The organism is Ruegeria sp. AB9, assembly GCF_056542585.1.
The window spans coordinates 126,011-146,343 of record NZ_JBQGAA010000004.1 but is presented as its reverse complement, the minus strand read 5'-3'; the positions used below and the strand labels follow the sequence as shown (position 1 = coordinate 146,343).

Below are 20,333 nucleotides of genomic sequence, written 5' to 3'. Positions count from 1 at the left end.
CCCAACAGCAAAGGGCGTTTTCGGTTTCACGGGGCAAGTGTCACCAATTGGACTCGGTAGAACCATTGAAACCATCACCATGCTCGGGCAAGAAGAGCGGAAAAATAAATGGGGACACGTGTGATCGAGCTGGAAAATGTCAGCTACACCTACGGTGGCGGCGAGTTGCTGAGCGATGTTTCGGTGCAGTTGCAGCCGGGTTCGTTCCATTTTCTGACCGGGCCATCCGGGGCGGGCAAAACGACATTGCTCAAGCTGTGCTATGGGGCTTTGCTGCCGACCTCGGGGCGGTTGAGCGTGTTTGATCAGGATGTTTCAGCCCTTGATCGCGATCAGCTGGCGGTACTTCGGCGTCGCGTAGGTGTTGTGCATCAGGATTGCCAGTTTCTTGACCATATGACGCTGGCCGAAAACGTCGCCTTGCCACTGATGGTGTCCGGACGCGCGGAATCGTCCGAGCAGGACAACTTGACCGAGCTGCTCAGCTGGGTTGGATTGGGCGCAAGGCTGGAAGCGCATCCGCCTGAACTGTCCGGCGGCGAACGCCAAAGGGCTGCTCTGGCCCGCGCCGTCATCCTGTCGCCTGATGTGGTTCTGGCAGATGAGCCGACGGGCAACGTTGATTGGGAAATGTCGCAACGGCTGCTGCGCCTGCTGGTCGAGCTGAACCGGATGGGCAAAACCGTTCTGATCGCCACCCATGACCTGAGCCTGATCAGAGCGGCCAAAAGTCATGTACAGGCGCGCGTATTGCGCATTTCGCAGCGCAAACTGCAACTGGCGGGAGCGGATCTATGACCAGCCCCGACCTGCGAAATCTGTTGCGTGGCGACAAACGTGCAGACCGGGTGGTTCCGCCCACCGGATACACGGCCCACCTGACCCTGTTTGTCGCCGGTGCCATGGCGTTTCTGGCAGTGTTCGCCTTGGCCCTTTCTCTAGCCTCGGGACGCATTGCGGATCGCTGGGCCTCGGAACTGGCCGGTGCCGCAACCCTGCGCATCAACGCGCCTGCGGAACAGCGCGCGGCCCAGACTGAGGCCGCACTGACCGTTCTGCGCCAGACGCCCGGTGTTGCCTCGGCCCGTGCTTTGACACAGGAAGAGCAGGCGGCGTTGCTTTCCCCTTGGTTCGGGCCTGATCTGCCGCTCGATACGCTGCCTGTGCCGCAACTTGTCGAGATCATTGAAACCGAACCCGGCATCGATGTGGCGGGGCTGCGTTTGCGGCTGGGGGCCGAGGTGCCGGGTGCTGTGCTGGACGATCACACGCGATGGCGGGAGCCACTGGTTGATGCGGCGATGTCCTTGCGCCGTCTGGGATGGATTTCGATTCTGCTGATCGGAGGCGCAACCGCAGCGATGATCACCCTTGCGGCCAATGCCTCGCTTGCCGCCAACGCACAGATCATCGAAGTGCTGCGCCTGGTCGGCGCGCGCGACGGGTTCATCGCCGGGGCATTCGTTAGACGGTTCACCTATCGCGCCATTTTCGGGGCCTCAGTGGGTACATTGCTGGGAATGACAGGCGTTTTGTTGTTGCCAGAAGCTTCAGATGCAGGCGGCTTTCTGACCGGTGTCGGTTTTCAGGGTAAAGACTGGGTTTTACCGGTTCTTATTCCAGTCCTCGGTGCCACCGTCGCCTTTTTCGCCACCTGGGCCGCGGCCCGACGCAAATTGAAGGAGCTTTCCTGATGTCGATGGCTTTTCAATGGGTCCGGTCTCTGATCTTCATGATCGTGATCTACGCCTGGATGCTGATCCTTGGCATCGTTTTCCTACCTTACGCCCTGTTTTCCAAGACAGGTGCCCTGAAGGCGTGCAAGAGCTATGCACGCAGCACCATGTGGCTTGCCCGATGGATGGTTGGCATCCGGTGCGAAGTGCGGGGCACCCCCCCTACGAATGAGGTGGTCGTAGGCGCAAAACACCAGTCATTCCTTGATATCATCATGATTTTTGATGCTATTCCGCACGGCAAATTCATCATGAAGCGCGAGCTGTTGTTTACACCCGTCATTGGAATGTATGCACGCCGTCTTGGCTGTATTCCCGTCAATCGAGGCAAGCGCGGGGCAGCGGTGGCCAAGATGGTCAAGGATGTCGCGAAGGAGTTTTCCGAACCCGGTCAGCTTGTGATCTACCCACAAGGGACACGCGTGGCGCCAGGGGCGAAGAAACCTTACAAGGTTGGAACAGCTGTCCTGTACGAAGGCCTTGGCTTTCCCTGCGTGCCTGTCGCGACAAATGCAGGCGTGTTCTGGCCCAGAACAGGAGTTATGCGCAAACCGGGTCTTGCGATTGTGGATTTCCTGGACCCAATCGAGCCAGGTGTTGAACGCGACGACTTTCTTGGCCGGCTGGAAGATGTGATTGAAACACGCTCGAACGAGCTGATGCGCGAAGTGGGGTTTGATCCGGATGGAGTACATTGACGACATAGCCGCGCTGGAAGCACTGTATGCCACGCCCGGCGCGCCATCTTTGCGAAAGGTCGTTCATCACCTGACGCCGCTTTACCGCCAGTGGATTCTCGCCTCGCGCCTCTGCGTGCTCAGCAGTGTTGGCCCGGAAGGTGTGGATGGCAGCCCTCGGGGTGACGATGGCCCGGTCGTAACCGAACTGGACGCTAAGACGCTGGCCCTGCCGGACTGGCGCGGTAACAACCGTCTGGACAGTCTTCGCAATATTGTGCGCGACCCGCGTATCTCGCTGATGTTCTTTGTCCCGGGTTCCAACAACGTCGTCCGGGTGAATGGGTTGGCCCGTGTAACGGCGGATGAAGGTTTGCGGCATCAATTTGAGAAGGGCGGCAAACTCCCGGCGACTGTTATGGTCATAGAAATTGCCGAGATTTACAGCCAATGCGCCCGAGCTCTGATACGAGCCAGTACATGGACATGTGGCGATGATAGTAATGATCTACCGACTGTTGGTCAGCTTCTTGCTGAGGCTTCAGAAGGTGAAGAAGGCGGCGCGCAATATGACAATGAATGGTCTGCACGCGCCGCAAAAACGATGTGGTAAATGTGCGCGGCAGACGCGGTTCAAACCGCAGCGGCTCCGATCTTGGTTATCTTTTTGATCCAGCGGTCAACGCTGCCCGGCATGGGGTAACTTGCGCCTGCAAAATAGGTGAAGCGGGTTGGTTTGAAGCCGACAAACCCTAGGATCTGGTCCCGAACCTGACGGATAAGGGCTTGCCGATAGACCAGCCGCATGAACCATCCAGGGGTGTCTGAGGTCAGGATGACACGTGCGGTGCGTCCCGTCAGCATGGGCGCCGGGAACCCGATCTTTGTGGTGTTCCGGGTGTCAAAGGTCCGTCCGGGGATGAATGTTCGGTCGATCAGTCCTTTGAGTTTTGCGGGCAGGCCGCCCCACCACATCGGCGTGGTCAGAACCAGATGATCGCTCCATTCAAAGTCTTGCAGCACTTGTTCCAGAACCGGCTCTAGCGGTTTGAAGTCGTGATAATTGCCCTGACCGAAATCGAAATCAAACTGCAGTTCGCTCAGATGGACCATCCGGACGTCGTGCCCGTTTTTGCGGGCCGCGTCCCGATACGTTTCGGCGAATACACGTGACAGGCTGCTTTCCGCGGGATGCCCGTCAAGGATGAGGATTTTCTTGGGTTGCATCATGATTCTCCTAAAAATGACCACGGTCAATTATTGGGATCAAAAAATGACCACAGTCAATATCAAATTTGACCACGGTCAAAAACTGTGCGATTGAGCATTATGCAAAAGACTGTTCAGAAACGTACAATCAAGACACGCGCTAAACTTCTCTCGGCTGCCGAAAAGGTTATCCGAAATGGCAGCTATGGGGCTTTGCGGGTGGAAGAAGTTGTGAAGGCGGCAGGCGTAGCGAAAGGCACCTTCTTTGCGCACTTCCACGACAAGGATGCGCTTATGGAAATTCTGATCGCTGACAAGCTGAACGCCTGTCTGGATCAGGCCGAGGTCGGAAAATCCCCCAAAACTGTTCCTGAGATCATCGCGGCGCTCGAACCGGTTCACAGCTTCATGACGTCCGAGCGATATGTGTTCGATCTGTTGATCAGGTATTCAGGTGCGACGGCCATCGCGGAAATAGGGCCAATCGCCTATTGTTTTGAACGATACTTCCGTATCGTGATGCTGTGGTTAGAATCTGCGGAAGTGCGCAAGGATGTGTCATCCGAGCTTTTGGCCGAAGGCGTACAGGCCTTTGCTATTCAGGCCATGTCCTTAAGGTTTTGCGCGCTGCATTCAGCGACAACATTTACCGATAGGCTGGAGACCTATCTGGATGCATGGTTGACCCCGCCGGGTTGATCGCCGCCAGGGTCAAGGTTGTTAACTGTGGATCGGTCCGTCGCCACAGGCCAGCGCTGCCTCGCGCACCGCTTCGGAATAGGTCGGGTGCGCGTGGCAGGTCAGTGCCAGATCCTCGGCTGATGCGCCGAATTCCATTGCGACGCAAACCTCATGGATCAGATCGCCCGCCGCCGGGCCAATGATATGGGCGCCGAGGATGCGGTCAGTTTCTTTGTCCGCCAAAATCTTGACGAATCCGTCGCTGGCAAAGTTCGCTTTGGCGCGGCCGTTGCCCATAAACATGAATTTGCCAACTTTGTAGGCGCGACCCTGTTCCTTGAGCGTGGCCTCGGTCTCGCCAACATTGGCAACCTCGGGCCAAGTGTAAATCACGCCCGGAATCACGCCGTAATTCACATGCCCATGCTTGCCAGCGACCTGTTCGGCTGCGGCCATGCCCTCGTCTTCGGCTTTGTGGGCCAGCATCGGACCTTCGGTTACGTCGCCAATGGCATAAATGCCCGGCACGTTGGTTTGCCAGTCAGCACCCACCTTGATCTGGCCACGCGGTGTCATCTCGACGCCCAATGCTTCCAATCCCAGACCATCGGAATACGGTTTGCGACCCGTGGCCACCAGCACGGTGTCGGCGTCGATTACATGCTCGCTGTCGTCCTTGAGCAGCTTGTAGGTCACCTTGGCCTTGGTCTTGGTTGCTTCGGTTTTCTGCACCGCTGCGCCCATGACGAACTTGAGTCCCTGCTTCTTGAGAATGCGCTGGAACGTCTTCTGCACCTCTGGGTCCATGCCCGGAGTGATCTCTTTGAGGAATTCGATCACCGTCACCTCAGCGCCCAAGCGGCTATAGACCGAGCCCAGCTCCAACCCGATCACGCCAGCGCCGATGACAACCATCTTCTTCGGGATCTTGCCCAAAGACAGCGCACCGGTCGAGGTCACGACAACCTTCTCGTCCACTTCGACCCCGGGCAGCGAAGACGGCTCGGACCCTGACGCGATGATTATGTTCTTGGTCTCGTGCACCTCATCGCCCACTTTGACCTGACCAGCAGCAGGGATTGATCCCCAGCCCTTCAGCCAGTCGATTTTGTTCTTCTTGAACAGGAACTCGATGCCCTTGGTGTTGCCGTCGATGACCTCGTCCTTGTAGGCCTGCATCTGTTTCCAATCGACCGAGGGGCTTTTGCCCTTCAGGCCCATCTTGGCAAAGTTATGCTCGGCTTCATGGAGCTGATGCGATGCATGAAGCAATGCCTTAGAGGGGATACATCCCACATTCAGGCAGGTGCCGCCCAAAGTTTCGCGCCCTTCGACCACGGCGGTTTTCAAGCCGAGTTGGGCGCAGCGGATAGCGCAGACATAGCCGCCAGGGCCAGCGCCGATTACGATGACGTCATAGTTTGCCATGGTTTTTTCCTTTGTTGGTCACACTCCTCACGGGAGAGCGGTCACACGAGGTCACACTCAAAAAGACTGTGCTCCGATAATTAGTGAAGCCACGCCAAAGACAAAAATCCCGAGCGAAGCAATGCCGAGAACGCTGTTCGTAGCTACGATATGCTTATCCCAAAACTCATGGTAGCGGGTAACGGGTGCCGATGCAGTGAACGAGTACGAGATCAAAAGCGCGAGCAGAATGGCAGATACTCCGCTTAAGAAACTCACCATCGCTATCTTGATCGCACTTAGAGAAATTGAAACCGTAGTCTGAGCAGAAGCGTTCCCCAAAAACGTCAGAAGAGCGAGAATCCCGCCTGCATTCAGTAGAATTATGGACCTGACATAGGCAAGTCCAAGTACGTTAGCCTGCTCCAGACGGGAAATTTCACCAGCTTCGTTTCGAACGTTGGTCATCGACAGAGTTACACCGGTTCAAGTAGCTTGATCGAGATATGCGCGATACCGCCCCGTTCATGATGCATCGCCAGTTCTTCGGACCCGAAAAAGGCATTGGCCTTCTCTAAATCCAGAACTTCGAACATCGCAATAGCATGGTCTTTCTGATCGGGATCGCGCCAGATGTGGAGGTCGCGGATGCCCGCGGCCTTGCGCATTGGTTTGTCCTCGCGGAACACTTTCAGCCAAACGTCGAAATCGGCCACATCGGCCTGCCAGAGTACATGTGTCGCCATTTTTACAGATCCATCAGCAGGCGGCGTGGATCTTCCAGCGCCTCTTTCACTCGAACAAGGAACGTCACCGCGCCTTTGCCGTCAACGATACGATGGTCATAGGACAGCGCCAGATACATCATCGGGCGAATCTTGATCTCACCATTGATGACCATCGGGCGGTCCTGAATTTTGTGCATGCCAAGGATACCAGATTGCGGGGGGTTCAGGATTGGCGACGACATCAGCGAGCCGTAAACACCGCCGTTCGAGATGGTGAAGGTGCCGCCCTGCATCTCGGCCATGCTCAGTTTGCCGTCCCGGGCGCGCTTGCCCTTTTCAGCGATGGCTTTTTCGATCGCGGCAAAGGACATGCTGTCGGCATCGCGGATCACCGGAACCACCAAACCCTGAGGCGTACCTGCGGCGACGCCCATATGCACAAAGTTCTTGTAGACGATGTCGGTGCCGTCGATTTCCGCGTTCACCTCGGGCACTTCTCTCAGGGCATGACAGCAGGCCTTGGTAAAGAAGGACATGAAGCCCAAACGTACGCCATGTTTCTTCTCGAATTGGTCCTTGTACTGGTTGCGCAGGGCCATCACCTCGGTCATGTCCACCTCGTTGAAGGTGGTCAGGATCGCGGCGGTGTTCTGTGCATCCTTCAGGCGCTTGGCGATGGTCTGACGCAGGCGGGTCATCCGCACGCGTTCTTCGCGGGCTTCATCTTCGGCAGCAACCGGTGCGCGTGGGGTCTGAGCCGCAGGTGCGGGCGCGGAGGGCGCCGGAGCCGAGGCCGTCGCAACCGCCTTGGCAACGTCTTCTTTCATGATACGGCCATCGCGACCGGTGCCGGTGACCTGATCGGCTGACAATCCGGCTTCTGCCATCGCTTTTTCGGCAGACGGCGCATTTGCAACGTCTTTGCCGGTGCTTGCCGCAGTGGGAGCTGCCGCTGCAGGAGCTGGCGCGGGAGCTGCGCCTGCGGCCCCGCCAGAGATGACCGCCAGCTTTGCGGTTGCGTCTACAGTTGCACCTTCCGGCGCGACGATCTCTGCCAGAACACCTGAAGCAGGGGCCGGTACTTCAACCGAGACTTTGTCGGTTTCCAGCTCACACAACATCTCGTCCTGCGCAACGCTGTCGCCGACCTGTTTGAACCAGGTCGAAACAGTCGCTTCCGTCACGGATTCGCCAAGTGTCGGTACCATCACGTCAACCGACCCGCCTGTCGCGGCGGGCGCAGGTGCAGTTGCAGCAACGGCCGCCGGAGCCGGAGCGGCGCCTTCGCCAGCGGTAATTGTCGCCAGCAGAGCATCGACACCAACGGTATCGCCTTCGCCGGCTACAATCTCACCCATCACACCAGCAGAGGGAGAGGGCACTTCGACCGTGACCTTGTCAGTCTCCAGCTCACACAGCATTTCATCCACTGCGACCGCATCACCGGGTTTTTTGAACCATGTTGCTACAGTGGCTTCGGTGACCGACTCGCCAAGCGTGGGAACACGAACTTCAATCGTCATCGCTTACTTTCCTTCGATGCTCAGCGCTTCGTTAACCAGCGCTTCTTGTTGGGCTTTGTGTTGGCTGGCCAGGCCCGTCGCGGGCGAGGCCGAGGTTGCGCGACCGGCATAAACCGGACGAGTGTGTTTTGCGCCGATACGAGACAGAACCCATTCGATATTGGGTTCGATAAAGGTCCACGCGCCCTGGTTCTTGGGTTCTTCCTGACACCAGACCATTTCAGCATTCTTGAACCGCTCGAGCTCGTTGATCAGCGAATGTGCCGGGAAGGGATAGAACTGTTCGATCCGCATCAGGTAGATGTCGTCGATGCCACGTGCATCGCGTTCTTCCAGCAGGTCAAAATAGACCTTGCCGGAACACATCACGACGCGCTTGATCTTCTCATCTGCCACCAGCTTGGTGTCAGAGTTGCCCTTCTGCGCATCATCCCACAGCACCCGGTGGAAGCTTGATCCGGTTGTGAAATCCTCGGCTGTGCTGACCGCCAGCTTATGGCGCAACAGCGATTTTGGCGTCACCAGGATCAGTGGTTTCCGGAAGGTCCGGTGCAACTGTCGGCGCAGAATGTGGAAATAGTTCGCGGGCGTCGTACAGTTCGCCACGATCCAGTTGTCCTGACCGCACATCTGCAGGAACCGCTCCAGCCGCGCCGACGAGTGTTCAGGGCCTTGCCCTTCGAAGCCATGCGGCAGCAGCGTGACAAGACCGGACATCCGCAGCCATTTCGACTCACCCGAGCTGATAAACTGGTCGAACATGATCTGCGCGCCGTTGGCGAAGTCCCCGAACTGGGCTTCCCACAGAACCAACGCGTTGGGTTCGGCCAGCGAGTAGCCGTATTCAAATCCCAGAACCGCGTATTCGGACAGCATTGAGTCGATCACTTCGTAATGTGACTGACCTGCGCGAATGTTGTTCAGCGGGTAATACCGCTCTTCGGTTTCCTGATGGATGAACCCCGAATGGCGTTGGCTGAAGGTACCGCGCGTGGCGTCCTGACCGGCAAGGCGTACCGGGTACCCTTCGGTCAGCAATGATCCGAAGGCCAGCGCCTCACCGGTGGCCCAGTCAAAGCCTGTACCGGTTTCAAACATCTGCTTTTTGTGTTCAAGCAGACGACCGACTGTCTTGTGCATGGCGAATCCGCCCGGTGTACGGGTCAGAGCTCCGCCAATGTCGGCCAGAGTGTCCGGTGTGATCGCGGTCTCGCCGCGCATGTATTCGTCTTTGTTCTTGTCCAGATGTGACCAGCGCCCATCCAGCCAGTCGGCCTTGTTGGGTTTGTAGTCTTTGCCGGCCTCGAACTCGTCGTTCAGATGAGCTTGGAAGGCTGCCTTCATGTCCTCGATCTCACCTTCGGGGATCAGGCCATCCTTGACGAGGCGTTCGGTATACAGAGACAGCGTGGTCTTATGCGTCTTGATCTTCTTGTACATGATCGGGTTGGTAAACATGGGCTCGTCGCCCTCGTTGTGACCAAACCGGCGGTAGCAGAAGATGTCCAGAACCACGTCCTTTTGGAACTTCTGACGGAACTCGGTCGCGACCTTGGCTGCATGAACCACGGCCTCCGGGTCATCACCGTTCACATGGAAGATCGGCGCCTCGACCATCAGCGCGATATCTGTCGGGTAAGGGCTGGAGCGTGAGAAGTGCGGCGCAGTGGTGAAACCGATCTGGTTGTTCACCACGATGTGCATTGTTCCACCCGTGCGATGTCCGCGCAGACCACTCAGGCCAAAGCCTTCGGCCACAACCCCCTGACCAGCAAAGGCCGCATCCCCATGCAGCAGAACGGCCATGACCTTGGTGCGATCGGTGTCGCCCAACTGATCCTGCTTGGCACGAACTTTGCCTAGAACCACAGGGTTCACCGCCTCAAGATGCGAAGGGTTGGCAGTCAGCGACAGGTGCACGCTATTACCATCAAATTCGCGGTCGCTGGATGCGCCAAGGTGGTATTTCACATCACCCGAACCATCGACATCCTCGGGCTTGAAACTGCCGCCCTGGAATTCGTTGAAGATGGCGCGGTAAGGTTTGCCCATCACATTGGCCAGAATGTTCAGACGGCCCCGGTGCGGCATCCCGATAACTATATCGCTCAGGCCCAACGCACCACCGCGTTTGATGATCTGCTCCATTGCCGGGATCAGTGCCTCGCCACCGTCCAGACCAAAGCGCTTGGTGCCCATGTATTTGACGTGCAGAAACTTCTCGAAGCCTTCCGCCTCGACCATCTTGTTCAGGATCGCCTTGCGGCCTTCCTTGGTGAACGCGATTTCCTTGCCGTAGCCCTCGATCCGTTCTTTCAGCCACGCGGCCTCTTCCGGGTTTGAGATATGCATGTATTGCAGCGCGAAGGTGCCACAATATGTCCGTTTCACGATCTCGACGATCTGCCGCATCGAGGCAACCTGCAGCCCCAGCACGTTGTCGATGAAGATCGGGCGATCCATGTCGGCATCGGTGAACCCATATGTCTTTGGGTCCAGTTCGGGGTGCATGCTGGCGGCGCGCATTCCCAGAGGATCCAGATCTGCGGCCAGATGGCCCCGGATACGGTAGGCCCGGATCAGCATCAGCGCCCGCAAGCTGTCCAGCACGGCGCGTTTGATCTGATCGTCACTGACCTCGACGCCCTTATCGACGGCTTTGTCCTTGATCTTCTTGCCCGCCGCCTTGGCGTCAATCTCGGCCCATTCACCAGTCAGAGCGCCTGTCAGATCGTCCGCAGGCATCGGAGGCCAATCGGTGCGCGCCCATGATGGCCCTTCCGCTTCGCGCTGCACATCCGGTGCGGCGTCGCCCATGGCCCTGAAGAACTCGACCCAGGCAGCATCCACCGCACCGGGGTTCTTGGTGTATTGGGCATAGAGCTGCTCAAGGTATTCGGCATTATGCCCCTGCATGAAGCTTGAGGCATGAAAGGCAGAGTTGGGCGAGTGTTCGGTCATTGGGCTACCTCATGTGGGTTGGGACCGTATTGATTGGCACCTGGCTGGCTGGGGCGGGTCAGCCACCACAGAACCAGCAGGGGCGACACAAACAGAACGATAAGTGTCGGAATGACGATCAGCAATGTTGCGCGGGTAAACAATATGTCGAGCGTTCCGCCATGGAACTGGCTGGCAAGGCCGATGCCAAAGATCAGAACGGCAAAGGCCCCGACAATCAGCAGGATCGGCAACAGAGCATACAGCCCACTGCGCCCGGTATCATGCATCCGCCGGAATGCGACGGTCAGATGCGGGAAGAACACTATCAGGCCGACAATGCTTTGCACCGGTTGGCGGGACGTAGCAGCGACGGACTTGACCTCACCGCTTTCTGTGATCGCGACCTGCGTGAAGAACTGCCAGTCGATGATCCCGGCAATGATGCTCCAGATTACGATGAACAGGAAAAAGAACCAGTATTCGGGGCGCGAGGCACGCCCCGAAAAGGTGAGGAACTTGGAGAAACAGGTGCGGATGGCGTCGGAGAAGGTCATGCTACTATTCACCTTCTGAACCGTCTTGTCGGATAGGAGACACCAAAATGTTTGTTGGCATAAGTACGTCCGGCAATGACCCAATCATCTCTTCGCGCTTTGCCTTATCTGTTTCTGTAGCCGAGTAGGCCTCGATAAATGCGTCAACATCCAACAAAGCCAGTGCTGACATCGCTTTTTTTGAGGCGCTGAGTTTAAGTGTGACCAATCCTGTCTTGGCACTGACTCCGCCGTCTAGCCCATTGGTCAGGGCGGTTCGAAGTAACCAGTCAGGCCCGACGAGCGCACACCAAGAAACTCCTTCCTCAATTCCAATCAACGCAAGGCGCACGTTTGAGTGTTCAAATGCTAGTTGATTGGGGCCGAGCGCCGAGTTTCCAAAAAGCGAAAGCGTCATAAAGGATGCATTACTGATTGTGTACAGAAGGTCCGTCTCGTCGATAGAAAATGCAATCCGGTTGGACAATACAATCGGCCCCGGGCCTTCATCAAAGTCGACCCAATCTGCCTCTTCCAATACAGCACGCGCCGCATCCAAAGTTTCGATCGGTTCCGAGCACAATTCCAGCGCGACAATAACCGCTTTTTCACCTTGTTCAGGCGCTTGTGCCGTTGCGAGGGAAGCCGTGGACAAAAAACAAATTATCCAAAGGGAAATCCCGGAACGGACGATGCGTTCCGGGAGAATTCGTAGCCTGCAAAAAGCAGCAAATATGAGTTTTGCAGGCAGCACGTTACTTTCCAATCGCTTCCAGCACAGCCTCACCCAGCTGCGCCGGGCTTTCGGCCACGACGATACCGGCACTGCGCATGGCTTCGATCTTGTCCTCGGCACCGCCCTTGCCGCCAGCGACGATGGCGCCCGCGTGGCCCATGCGGCGGCCCGGAGGGGCTGTGCGGCCTGCGATGAAACCGGCGGTCGGCTTCTTGCGGCCCTTCTTGGCCTCATCCGCCAGGAACTGCGCGGCTTCTTCCTCGGCTGAACCACCGATTTCACCGATCATGATGATCGACTCGGTTTCGTCATCCGCCAGGAACCATTCCAGCACGTCGATATGCTCGGTGCCTTTGATCGGGTCGCCGCCGATGCCCACGCAGGTGGACTGGCCCAGACCCACATCGGTGGTCTGCTTGACGGCCTCATACGTCAGCGTGCCTGAACGCGACACAACGCCAACAGAGCCGCGTTTGTGGATGTGGCCAGGCATGATGCCGATCTTGCAGGCGTCAGGCGTGATGACACCGGGGCAGTTCGGGCCGATCAGGCGGGATTTGCTGCCTTCCAGCGCGCGCTTCACCTTCATCATGTCCAGAACCGGGATACCTTCGGTGATGCAGACGATCACTTCCATCTCGGCATCAATCGCTTCGAGGATCGAGTCTGCCGCGAAAGGCGGCGGAACATAGATCACCGAGGCATTGGCTTCGGTCACGTGCTTGGCCTCGTGGACCGAGTTGAACACGGGCAGGTCAAGATGGGTCATCCCGCCCTTGCCGGGGGTCACGCCGCCGACCATCTTGGTGCCATAGGCGATGGCCTGTTCAGAGTGGAATGTGCCCTGCGAGCCGGTAAAGCCCTGACAGATCACTTTGGTATTTTCGTCGATGAGGACTGCCATTTTAGGAGTCTCCTTTGATTATCGTAGGATGGGCTTTGAGCCCATCATCTCAATTCAAGATGGGTGAAATCACCCATCCTACGTTTCAACGTTTCGCAGCCTGAGTAGCAGTGTCGCCAGCACAGTGCCTACGGCTAGAGCCGCGAGAAAGGCCCCGCCAGCAAAACCAAGCAAAATCATCATGAAGTCTCCCGCACCTTCGCAGGCGTGAAATTCAGACGAAGTTTCAGCTCTCCTGAAACAGTTTTGCTGTGAGCCGTATGCAACCATGCTTAGTAAGACCGCCAGTGCAGGAATGACACTCAGACCGCCGACGGTAACCTTCATGAACCCTGAGCCAGCAAATTGCGCAACAATTGGCGCGATAGCTGCAAACAAAAGTAATAGAACGAAACCAGTCGGCACAGAGCTTATCCCTTAACCGCCTTTACGATCTTCTCGGCACCGTCTTTCAGGTTGTCCGCTGCAATCACGTCCAGGCCAGAGGTGTTGATAATTTCTTTGCCTTTCTCGACATTCGTGCCTTCCAGACGCACGACCAGCGGAACCTGCAGGCCGACCTCTTTCACCGCGGCGACAACGCCCTCGGCGATAACGTCACAGCGCATGATGCCGCCGAAGATGTTGACCAGAATGCCTTTGACCTGCGGGTCGCTGGTGATGATCTTGAACGCCTCGGTCACTTTCTCTTTGGTCGCACCGCCGCCCACGTCGAGGAAGTTGGCAGGCTCGGCGCCATACAGCTTGATGATGTCCATGGTGGCCATCGCCAGACCGGCACCGTTGACCATGCAGCCGATTTCACCATCCAGCGCGATGTAGTTCAGATCGTATTTCGAGGCTTCCAGTTCCTTGGGGTCTTCCTCGGTCGTGTCGCGTAACTCGGCGATATCGGGGTGGCGGTAAACTGCGTTGCCGTCGAAACCGACCTTGGCGTCCAGCACCTTGAGGTCGCCGCTGTCGGATACGATCAGCGGGTTGATCTCCAGCATCTCCATATCCTTCTCGACGAAGGCGTTGTAGAGCTGGTTCATCAGCTTGACGCATTGCTTGACCTGCGCGCCTTCCAGACCCAGCGAGAACGCGATGCGGCGACCGTGATACGGCTGATAGCCGGTGGCCGGATCGACCGAGAAGGACAGGATTTTCTCGGGCGTTGCCGCCGCCACTTCTTCGATGTCCATGCCGCCTTCGGTCGAGCAGACGAACGAGATGCGGCTGGTCTGGCGGTCGACCAGCAAGGCCAGGTAAAGTTCGCGTTCGATGCCGGAGCCAGCCTCGATATAGATGCGGTTGACCTGCTTGCCTGCCGGGCCGGTCTGGTGCGTGACCAGGGTGCGGCCCAACATCTTCTTGGCTTCCTCAGCCGCTTCTTCCACCGACTTGGTCAGACGGACACCGCCCTTTTCACCTGCATCGGCCTCTTTGAAGGAACCCTTGCCGCGTCCGCCTGCGTGGATTTGGGCTTTGACAACCCACAGAGGGCCATCCAGTTCACCGGCTGCGGTTTTGGCTTCCTCGGCGCGCAGAACCGCGCGACCATCGGAGACCGGAGCGCCATAGCTGCGAAGAAGAGCCTTGGCTTGATATTCGTGAATGTTCATCGAAATTATCCCGTCTGACTGCGATTACACCGTTATAGGGGGGGGCAGGGCACAAGGTTAAAGGGTTTTTTGACAGGAAAGCAGATTTTCACGAAGATTTTCAGCATTTGTGATCACAGGTTTTTCGGGTGTGATCACATATTGTGATTGAGAATACTGAAGGTGTGTCAAGACAGATATCGATTCTGCCAATTCCACATCCACCACGAAACGCCGCCCGCTAGAAGAAACGGCGCACTTCTTAATGATGCGGCAAGAAAAAAAGCCCAACCACTTGGGTTCCCTCCAGAAACTCCATACGCAAAGTAACCTATCGGGATAAGTGCAATTCCAATCAAAATACAAAAGCTGGCGTATAGCTGAAGGCCGACGCTCGCAATACGCAGAGTCCAAATGCCGGAAGACCGGCTTCTGATGATTGCGCACAGAACGGGAATGACAAGTAAAACCAGCAGAAGTGCTGCTAGTGTTATTATGAATGAAGTTATCGCAGCCAACATAACCTGAACCTTAAGGTGCCAAAAGAAAATGCGCGCCCGAAGACGCGCATTCAATCCCTTGGTCCGGAATTCCCGACCTTATGCCAGCGAGCTGTCGATACCCTTGCAGGCGTCGATCAAGCCCTTCACGGCGTTGACCGAGTTGTCGAAACCGGCTTGCTCGTCTTCGTTCAGTTTGATGTCAACGATACGCTCAACACCACCGGCACCGATGACGGTCGGAACACCGACATAAAGGCCATCCACGCCCAGTTCGCCGTTGCAATACGCCGCGCAAGGCAGAACGCGTTTCTGGTCTTTCAGGTAAGCTTCGGCCATTTCAATCGCCGATGTGGCAGGCGCATAATAGGCCGAGCCGGTTTTCAGGAGGCCAACAATCTCGGCGCCACCGTCACGGGTGCGCTGAACGATGGCGTCCAGTTTCTCTTGTGTGGTCCAGCCCATCTCGACCAGATCAGGCAGCGGAATGCCGGCAACGGTGGAATAACGCACCGACGGGACCATGGTATCGCCGTGACCGCCCAGCACAAATGCGGTGACGTCGCGCATCGAGACGTTGAACTCTTCCGACAGGAAATGTGCAAAGCGGGCCGAATCCAGCACACCTGCCATGCCGCACACTTTGTTGTGGGGCAGACCCGAGAATTCGCGCAGCGCCCAGACCATCGCGTCCAGCGGGTTGGTGATGCAGATCACAAACGCGTCGGGCGCGTGAGCTGCAATGCCTTCGCCGACCGATTTCATGACTTTCAGGTTGATGCCCAGCAGGTCATCGCGGCTCATACCCGGCTTGCGGGCGACGCCGGCGGTCACGATGCATACATCTGCACCGGCGATATCGGCATAGTCGCTGGTGCCTTTCATCGAGGCGTCGAACCCTTCCGAAGGGCCGGATTCAGCGATGTCGAGGGCCTTGCCCTGCGGCAGCCCGTCTGCGATGTCAAACAGGACAACGTCACCCAGTTCTTTGACAGCTGCAAGATGCGCAAGCGTGCCGCCGATGTTCCCCGCGCCGATCAGCGCAATCTTGGGTCTGGCCATTTGGAATATCTCCGGTCGGTTTTGAAATCGCGGTTGTGCTAGTCGCTAAAACGGCAATAAGCAAGAGTTCTGCGGCGTGGCATACAACCGCATACCGTTTGCAAGCCTCTTTGTGGTTGCGCTAAACGGCCTTTGGGACAAGCCAAATACGGGACCGCCGCATGTTCGAACTGAACCTCATGTTTTTTGCTGTGGCAATCCCTGCGGTGATCTTCGCCGGTATATCAAAGGGCGGTTTCGGATCTGGCGTGGCCTTTGCATCCTCGTCGATTCTGGCCTTGATCTTAACGCCCGGGCAGGCCTTGGCCTTGATGCTTCCGATTCTAATGGTGATCGATGTGGCCACGTTGGGCCCTTATTGGAAACGGTGGAGCTGGTCGGATTCACGTCTGCTGATCCTTGGTGCTGTGCCAGGCGTGGCGATGGGTGCTTGGCTTTATCGTGCAACGGACGATGATCTGTTGCGTCTGCTGATCGGCGGCATTTCTGTTGGGTTCGTGATTTGGCACATCGCTCAGTCAAGCGGCTGGGTGCGCGGGTTTGCCAGACGATTGCCCCCGTCAGCTGGGCTGTTTGCCGGGTTGGTCGCGGGTTTCACAAGCTTCGTCAGCCACGCCGGAGGTCCTCCGGCTGCCGTCTATCTGTTGTCACAACGGCTGACGAAGACCGAGTTTCAGGCCAGTACGGTACTGGTTTTCTGGGTTATCAACATCGCGAAGTTTCTACCCTACGCTTATCTGGGCATGTTCACATGGCATACGGCGTGGGCCGATCTGCTGTTAGCACCCTTTGCTATTCTCGGGGCGTGGCTGGGCGTGCGGGCGCATTTCATGTTGTCCGAACGCCTGTTCTTTGGAATTGCCTATGTGTTGCTGACGCTCACTGGCAGCAGACTGATCTGGGATGCGCTCACCTGATCAGGCATTGGGAGGCAATGCTACGACCACATCCTCATAGGCCTGACCCGAGGCCACGAGGCAAGTGATCCCGTTGGGCATGGTCACTGTGATGGTCCAGCTGCCGCTTTGGTTTGAAGTGAAAAGCTCCATAACAGCGCCTTTCCGAGCCAAACCTAAACCTCTGCGCGTTTCACCATAGGCCTCTTGCAGCCGCTCCAACACATCCTCTCGTGGTGCACAACTTTGACTCTGGGCTTGTACGTGTTGTGCAGCCAGAATCATGATTCCAAGGCCCATCGTCATCTTGAACACTGTCTTTTGCATTCCGAACCCCTTTCGATTTCATCCGTCGATCAGGGTGGGTGGCAAGGGACGAAATTCAGTTAAAGGAAAGCACGTTGCGTCGGGTTTGCTGCAGTGCGGCGATTTTATGCTTGAACTTTCCGGTAAAAAATGCCCCATTCCGCGCAACTTTATTTCAATGGGAGTGGTCCATGGATCCTCGTCAGCGCCCGTATCGTTCGGTTCTCTATATCCCGGGTTCGAAGGACCGGGCTTTGGACAAAGCCCGCACTTTGCCTGTGGATGCGATCATCTTCGATCTGGAGGATGCCGTTGCGGCTGACGAAAAGGACAACGCGCGCGAAACGCTCAAGGTGGCCTTGGCTACCGGTGGCTATGGTGCGCGGGTCAAGATCGTTCGGATCAACGGGTTGGACACCGAATGGGGTCGTGCGGATGCCGAGGCGGTGCGTGACATGGATGCTGACGTCGTTCTGTTGCCCAAGGTGAATTCGGCGGCCGATTTGGATGCACTGGCCGCGATCACCGGAGATTTGCCGATCTGGGCCATGATGGAAACGCCGCGGGGAATGCTCAATGCGCCCGAAATCGCTGCCCATCCTTTGATGGCCGGGTTTGTCATGGGCACCAACGATCTGGCGAAAGAGCTGCAAACACGCTTCCGCCCCGACCGCCTGCCACTGATGACTTCGCTGGGTTTGTGCCTTTTGGCCGCCAAGGCAGAAGGGCTGATCATCGTGGATGGCGTGTATAACGCATTCAAAGACGGAGAAGGTCTGGCGGCTGAGTGTGCACAAGGCCGTGACATGGGTTTTGATGGCAAAACTCTGATTCACCCCGCTCAGATTGAGATCACAAACGATGCGTATGCACCGTCCGAAGTCGAAATCGATCTGGCTCGCCGCCAGATCACTGCATTCGAGGAAGTTGAAGCGCAAGGGCAGGGTGTCGCTGTCGTAGATGGCAAAATTGTTGAAAACCTGCACGTTGCAACAGCCCGCGAAATTCTGGCAAAAGCAGAGGCGATTTCAGCTTTGCAAGCGGGGTAAGCCAGCATGGGCTTTGTTCTTCTAATTCTTGGTGTGGCGTTGTGGTGGGCGGCGCACCTGTTCAAACGCGTGGCGCCTGAACGCCGTGCCGCTATGGGAGACGGGGGCAAGGGCGCTGTTGCTCTAGCACTTGTCGCGTCGATTCTGCTGATGATCTTCGGCTATCGTATGACCGATTTCATCTATGTCTGGGCTCCGCCGACGTTTCTGATTCACGTCAATAACCTCTTGGTTCTCATCGCGATCTTCATGATGAGCCCTGCCGGCACCAAAGGCCGGTTGCTGAACAAATTTCGCCATCCGATGTTGGGTGGATTCAAGTTGTGGGCGTTTGCGCATTTGCTGGTGAACGGCGATCTGGCCTCAATTGTCCTGTTCGGCGGGTTGCTGGCCTGGGCCGTGGTCGAGGTGATTGTGATCAACAAATCCGAACCCGACTGGACGCCGGCTGAGCCAGGTACTTATGGCAAAGATGCGATGTTCTTTGTGGCCTCGATCATTCTGCTGGGGATTATCGGCTATGTCCATGGGCTGGTCGGCCCGTCTCCGTTCGGATCATAAGGAGCTGACCCTATGGCAAAACTCTATCGTTTGTTGACCGAGGAAGACACTTCGGCCTTCTGCCACAAGGTGTCTGATGCGCTGGCCAAAGGATGGGAGCTGTATGGCGACCCGTCTTATGCCTTTGACGTGGCAAGCAACGTGATGCGCTGTGCGCAGGCCGTGACCAAAGAGGTCGAGGCCGACTATTCCCCCGACATGAAACTGGGACAGCAGTAATGGCAAAAACAAATCCGGGCCGATTTTTCGAGGATTATTCTGTAGGGCAGGTGTTGCAGCACGCGGTGCCGCGCACGGTGACTGAGGGAGAGCGCGGTTTGTATCACGCGCTCTATCCGGCTCGCCATGCACTTTACTCCTCGGATGAATTTGCCCGCGATTGCGGTCTGCCGGAAAGCCCAATCGATGATCTGGCCGCATTCCATCTGGTGTTCGGCAAGACGGTACCGGATATCTCGCTAAACGCGGTTGCCAATCTTGGCTACGGCGAAGGACGTTGGCTGAAACCCGTCTACGCAGGGGATACATTGCGATCCGTGTCCGAGGTGATCGGGCTTAAGCAGAACTCCAACGGAAAAACCGGTGTCGTTTGGGTTCGTACCCGTGGATTGAACCAATTGGACGAAGTGGTCATCGAGTACGTCCGTTGGGTCATGGTGCGCAAAGCAAACGTGGATGCGCCAGCGCCCGAAACGGTGGTTCCCGATTTGAAGAAGGCGCTGACCCCTCAGGATCTGATCGTGCCCGAAGGTCTCGATTTCTCAAATTACGACTTTACGTTGGCTGGTGAGGCGCATCGTTGGGGCGACTATGAAATCGGCGAGAAAATCGACCACGTGGATGGTGTCACCGTGGAAGAGGCCGAGCATATGCTGGCCACCCGTCTGTGGCAGAACACAGCCAAGGTGCACTTCGACCTGACTTTCCGCCCGGAGGGCCGGTTGATCTATGGCGGACACGTCATCTCGATGGCTCGGACGCTGTCGTTCAATGGTCTGGCCAACGCGCAGATGATTGTTGGCCTGAACGGAGGTGCTCACGCAAATCCATGTTTTGCGGGCGACACGATCAAGGCTTGGTCCGAAGTTTTGGATAAGGCGGAAACCGGTGTTCCTGGCGTGGGCGCGATCCGTTTGCGTTTGGTGGCGACAAAAGGTGGTGCCCCGTTTGAGTTGAAGAATGATGAGGGCCGTTATTTGCCTGACGTGCTTCTGGACCTCGATTATTGGGCTCTGATGCCGCAATAGTCGAATTGACGGTTATGTGAACCAATCGCGGGCAAGCCGTGCTAGGTTTCTT

23 protein-coding genes are annotated in these 20,333 nt (G+C 57.0%); 10 read left to right on the top strand and 13 right to left on the bottom strand.

Annotation, left to right across the window (positions count from 1 at the left end; all coding sequences use genetic code 11):
- Positions 1–120: 120 nt before the first annotated feature.
- Genes ACR0K5_RS12290 through ACR0K5_RS12275 form a run of 4 tightly spaced genes read left to right on the top strand, consistent with a single transcriptional unit; the run spans position 121 to position 3,026 of the window.
- Entirely contained in the window at positions 121–798 is a 678-nt protein-coding gene (locus tag ACR0K5_RS12290; protein ID WP_480630057.1) for a cell division ATP-binding protein FtsE, read from the top strand.
- A complete protein-coding gene (locus ACR0K5_RS12285) occupies positions 795–1,694 on the top strand; it encodes a cell division protein FtsX (protein WP_480629940.1) in 900 nt (299 codons plus the stop codon). The genes ACR0K5_RS12290 and ACR0K5_RS12285 overlap by 4 nt, the downstream gene beginning before the upstream one ends.
- Positions 1,694–2,434: a lysophospholipid acyltransferase family protein gene (locus ACR0K5_RS12280; protein ID WP_480629939.1), complete on the top strand. Its 741-nt coding sequence runs from the start codon at positions 1,694–1,696 to the stop codon at positions 2,432–2,434. Before ACR0K5_RS12285 ends, ACR0K5_RS12280 begins: the two co-directional genes overlap by 1 nt.
- The gene (locus ACR0K5_RS12275) at positions 2,421–3,026 is read left to right on the top strand and encodes a pyridoxamine 5'-phosphate oxidase family protein (RefSeq protein ID WP_480629938.1); all 606 of its coding nucleotides are present in this window, start codon (positions 2,421–2,423) and stop codon (positions 3,024–3,026) included. Before ACR0K5_RS12280 ends, ACR0K5_RS12275 begins: the two co-directional genes overlap by 14 nt.
- Positions 3,027–3,046: 20 nt before the next feature.
- Here the strand turns inward: ACR0K5_RS12275 and ACR0K5_RS12270 are convergent, their stop codons facing one another.
- Complete coding sequence (locus ACR0K5_RS12270; protein ID WP_480629937.1) at positions 3,047–3,640, bottom strand: NAD(P)H-dependent oxidoreductase; 594 nt, start codon at positions 3,638–3,640, stop codon at positions 3,047–3,049.
- A 102-nt stretch (positions 3,641–3,742) separates the two neighbouring features.
- On the opposite strand from ACR0K5_RS12270, the gene ACR0K5_RS12265 reads away from it, so the two are divergent.
- Entirely contained in the window at positions 3,743–4,321 is a 579-nt protein-coding gene (locus ACR0K5_RS12265; protein ID WP_480629936.1) for a TetR/AcrR family transcriptional regulator, read from the top strand.
- 21 nt (positions 4,322–4,342) lie between these two features.
- On the opposite strand, the gene lpdA is transcribed toward ACR0K5_RS12265, so the two are convergent.
- The 11 genes from lpdA to mdh form a co-directional block, all read right to left on the bottom strand.
- Complete coding sequence (lpdA, locus tag ACR0K5_RS12260; RefSeq protein ID WP_480629935.1) at positions 4,343–5,731, bottom strand: dihydrolipoyl dehydrogenase; 1,389 nt, start codon at positions 5,729–5,731, stop codon at positions 4,343–4,345.
- A gap of 57 nt (positions 5,732–5,788) precedes the next feature.
- Positions 5,789–6,178 carry a hypothetical protein gene (locus ACR0K5_RS12255; protein WP_480629934.1) on the bottom strand — a complete coding sequence of 130 codons (390 nt, stop codon included), beginning with the start codon at positions 6,176–6,178 and terminating at the stop codon, positions 5,789–5,791.
- 8 nt (positions 6,179–6,186) lie between these two features.
- Entirely contained in the window at positions 6,187–6,456 is a 270-nt protein-coding gene (locus ACR0K5_RS12250; protein WP_480629933.1) for a hypothetical protein, read from the bottom strand.
- A gap of 2 nt (positions 6,457–6,458) precedes the next feature.
- Entirely contained in the window at positions 6,459–7,961 is a 1,503-nt protein-coding gene (odhB, locus tag ACR0K5_RS12245) for a 2-oxoglutarate dehydrogenase complex dihydrolipoyllysine-residue succinyltransferase (protein ID WP_480629932.1), read from the bottom strand.
- Positions 7,962–7,964: 3 nt separating this feature from the next.
- Positions 7,965–10,922, bottom strand: coding sequence for a 2-oxoglutarate dehydrogenase E1 component (locus ACR0K5_RS12240; protein WP_480629931.1), 2,958 nt, complete (start codon positions 10,920–10,922; stop codon positions 7,965–7,967).
- A complete protein-coding gene (locus tag ACR0K5_RS12235) occupies positions 10,919–11,458 on the bottom strand; it encodes a DUF805 domain-containing protein (protein ID WP_480629930.1) in 540 nt (179 codons plus the stop codon). Before ACR0K5_RS12235 ends, ACR0K5_RS12240 begins: the two co-directional genes overlap by 4 nt.
- Positions 11,459–11,462: 4 nt before the next feature.
- A complete protein-coding gene (locus ACR0K5_RS12230) occupies positions 11,463–12,191 on the bottom strand; it encodes a hypothetical protein (RefSeq protein ID WP_480629929.1) in 729 nt (242 codons plus the stop codon).
- Position 12,192: 1 nt separating this feature from the next.
- Positions 12,193–13,077: a succinate--CoA ligase subunit alpha gene (gene sucD / locus ACR0K5_RS12225; RefSeq protein WP_480629928.1), complete on the bottom strand. Its 885-nt coding sequence runs from the start codon at positions 13,075–13,077 to the stop codon at positions 12,193–12,195.
- Between the two features lie 78 nt (positions 13,078–13,155).
- Positions 13,156–13,482 carry a hypothetical protein gene (locus tag ACR0K5_RS12220; protein ID WP_480629927.1) on the bottom strand — a complete coding sequence of 109 codons (327 nt, stop codon included), beginning with the start codon at positions 13,480–13,482 and terminating at the stop codon, positions 13,156–13,158.
- A 5-nt stretch (positions 13,483–13,487) separates the two neighbouring features.
- A complete protein-coding gene (gene sucC, locus ACR0K5_RS12215) occupies positions 13,488–14,681 on the bottom strand; it encodes an ADP-forming succinate--CoA ligase subunit beta (protein WP_480629926.1) in 1,194 nt (397 codons plus the stop codon).
- Between the two features lie 578 nt (positions 14,682–15,259).
- A complete protein-coding gene (mdh, locus tag ACR0K5_RS12210) occupies positions 15,260–16,222 on the bottom strand; it encodes a malate dehydrogenase (RefSeq protein ID WP_117870353.1) in 963 nt (320 codons plus the stop codon).
- 161 nt (positions 16,223–16,383) lie between these two features.
- Here mdh and ACR0K5_RS12205 point away from each other — a divergent pair, with 161 nt between their 5' ends.
- Positions 16,384–17,139 (top strand): sulfite exporter TauE/SafE family protein, encoded by a 756-nt coding sequence (locus ACR0K5_RS12205; protein WP_480629925.1) that lies wholly within the window; start codon positions 16,384–16,386, stop codon positions 17,137–17,139.
- Here ACR0K5_RS12205 and ACR0K5_RS12200 read toward each other — a convergent pair whose 3' ends face one another.
- Positions 17,140–17,445: a hypothetical protein gene (locus tag ACR0K5_RS12200; protein WP_480629924.1), complete on the bottom strand. Its 306-nt coding sequence runs from the start codon at positions 17,443–17,445 to the stop codon at positions 17,140–17,142.
- Positions 17,446–17,615: 170 nt separating this feature from the next.
- Between ACR0K5_RS12200 and ACR0K5_RS12195 the strand changes: the two genes are divergently transcribed.
- The 4 genes from ACR0K5_RS12195 to ACR0K5_RS12180 are packed head-to-tail and all read left to right on the top strand — an operon-like array spanning position 17,616 to position 20,281.
- On the top strand, positions 17,616–18,473 hold the full coding sequence (locus ACR0K5_RS12195; RefSeq protein WP_480629923.1) for an HpcH/HpaI aldolase/citrate lyase family protein: 858 nt from the start codon (positions 17,616–17,618) through the stop codon (positions 18,471–18,473).
- A 6-nt stretch (positions 18,474–18,479) separates the two neighbouring features.
- A complete protein-coding gene (locus tag ACR0K5_RS12190; RefSeq protein WP_480629922.1) occupies positions 18,480–19,034 on the top strand; it encodes an NnrU family protein in 555 nt (184 codons plus the stop codon).
- 12 nt (positions 19,035–19,046) lie between these two features.
- Complete coding sequence (locus tag ACR0K5_RS12185) at positions 19,047–19,253, top strand: DUF1737 domain-containing protein (protein WP_480629921.1); 207 nt, start codon at positions 19,047–19,049, stop codon at positions 19,251–19,253.
- Positions 19,253–20,281 carry a MaoC family dehydratase gene (locus ACR0K5_RS12180; RefSeq protein ID WP_480629920.1) on the top strand — a complete coding sequence of 343 codons (1,029 nt, stop codon included), beginning with the start codon at positions 19,253–19,255 and terminating at the stop codon, positions 20,279–20,281. Before ACR0K5_RS12185 ends, ACR0K5_RS12180 begins: the two co-directional genes overlap by 1 nt.
- The last annotated feature ends 52 nt before the right edge of the window (positions 20,282–20,333 follow it).

Coding starts and splice junctions, on each gene's coding strand:
- sucD (WP_480629928.1), bottom strand. CDS start 13,077: ATGGCAGTCCTCATCGACGAAAATACCAAAGTGATCTGTCAGGGCTTT.
- ACR0K5_RS12200 (WP_480629924.1), bottom strand. CDS start 17,445: ATGCAAAAGACAGTGTTCAAGATGACGATGGGCCTTGGAATCATGATT.
- ACR0K5_RS12195 (WP_480629923.1), top strand. CDS start 17,616: ATGGATCCTCGTCAGCGCCCGTATCGTTCGGTTCTCTATATCCCGGGT.
- ACR0K5_RS12255 (WP_480629934.1), bottom strand. CDS start 6,178: ATGACCAACGTTCGAAACGAAGCTGGTGAAATTTCCCGTCTGGAGCAG.
- ACR0K5_RS12285 (WP_480629940.1), top strand. CDS start 795: ATGACCAGCCCCGACCTGCGAAATCTGTTGCGTGGCGACAAACGTGCA.
- sucC (WP_480629926.1), bottom strand. CDS start 14,681: ATGAACATTCACGAATATCAAGCCAAGGCTCTTCTTCGCAGCTATGGC.
- ACR0K5_RS12270 (WP_480629937.1), bottom strand. CDS start 3,640: ATGCAACCCAAGAAAATCCTCATCCTTGACGGGCATCCCGCGGAAAGC.
- ACR0K5_RS12235 (WP_480629930.1), bottom strand. CDS start 11,458: ATGACCTTCTCCGACGCCATCCGCACCTGTTTCTCCAAGTTCCTCACC.
- ACR0K5_RS12190 (WP_480629922.1), top strand. CDS start 18,480: ATGGGCTTTGTTCTTCTAATTCTTGGTGTGGCGTTGTGGTGGGCGGCG.
- ACR0K5_RS12240 (WP_480629931.1), bottom strand. CDS start 10,922: ATGACCGAACACTCGCCCAACTCTGCCTTTCATGCCTCAAGCTTCATG.
- ACR0K5_RS12180 (WP_480629920.1), top strand. CDS start 19,253: ATGGCAAAAACAAATCCGGGCCGATTTTTCGAGGATTATTCTGTAGGG.
- ACR0K5_RS12280 (WP_480629939.1), top strand. CDS start 1,694: ATGTCGATGGCTTTTCAATGGGTCCGGTCTCTGATCTTCATGATCGTG.
- ACR0K5_RS12185 (WP_480629921.1), top strand. CDS start 19,047: ATGGCAAAACTCTATCGTTTGTTGACCGAGGAAGACACTTCGGCCTTC.
- ACR0K5_RS12250 (WP_480629933.1), bottom strand. CDS start 6,456: ATGGCGACACATGTACTCTGGCAGGCCGATGTGGCCGATTTCGACGTT.
- mdh (WP_117870353.1), bottom strand. CDS start 16,222: ATGGCCAGACCCAAGATTGCGCTGATCGGCGCGGGGAACATCGGCGGC.
- odhB (WP_480629932.1), bottom strand. CDS start 7,961: ATGACGATTGAAGTTCGTGTTCCCACGCTTGGCGAGTCGGTCACCGAA.
- lpdA (WP_480629935.1), bottom strand. CDS start 5,731: ATGGCAAACTATGACGTCATCGTAATCGGCGCTGGCCCTGGCGGCTAT.
- ACR0K5_RS12205 (WP_480629925.1), top strand. CDS start 16,384: ATGTTCGAACTGAACCTCATGTTTTTTGCTGTGGCAATCCCTGCGGTG.
- ACR0K5_RS12265 (WP_480629936.1), top strand. CDS start 3,743: ATGCAAAAGACTGTTCAGAAACGTACAATCAAGACACGCGCTAAACTT.
- ACR0K5_RS12275 (WP_480629938.1), top strand. CDS start 2,421: ATGGAGTACATTGACGACATAGCCGCGCTGGAAGCACTGTATGCCACG.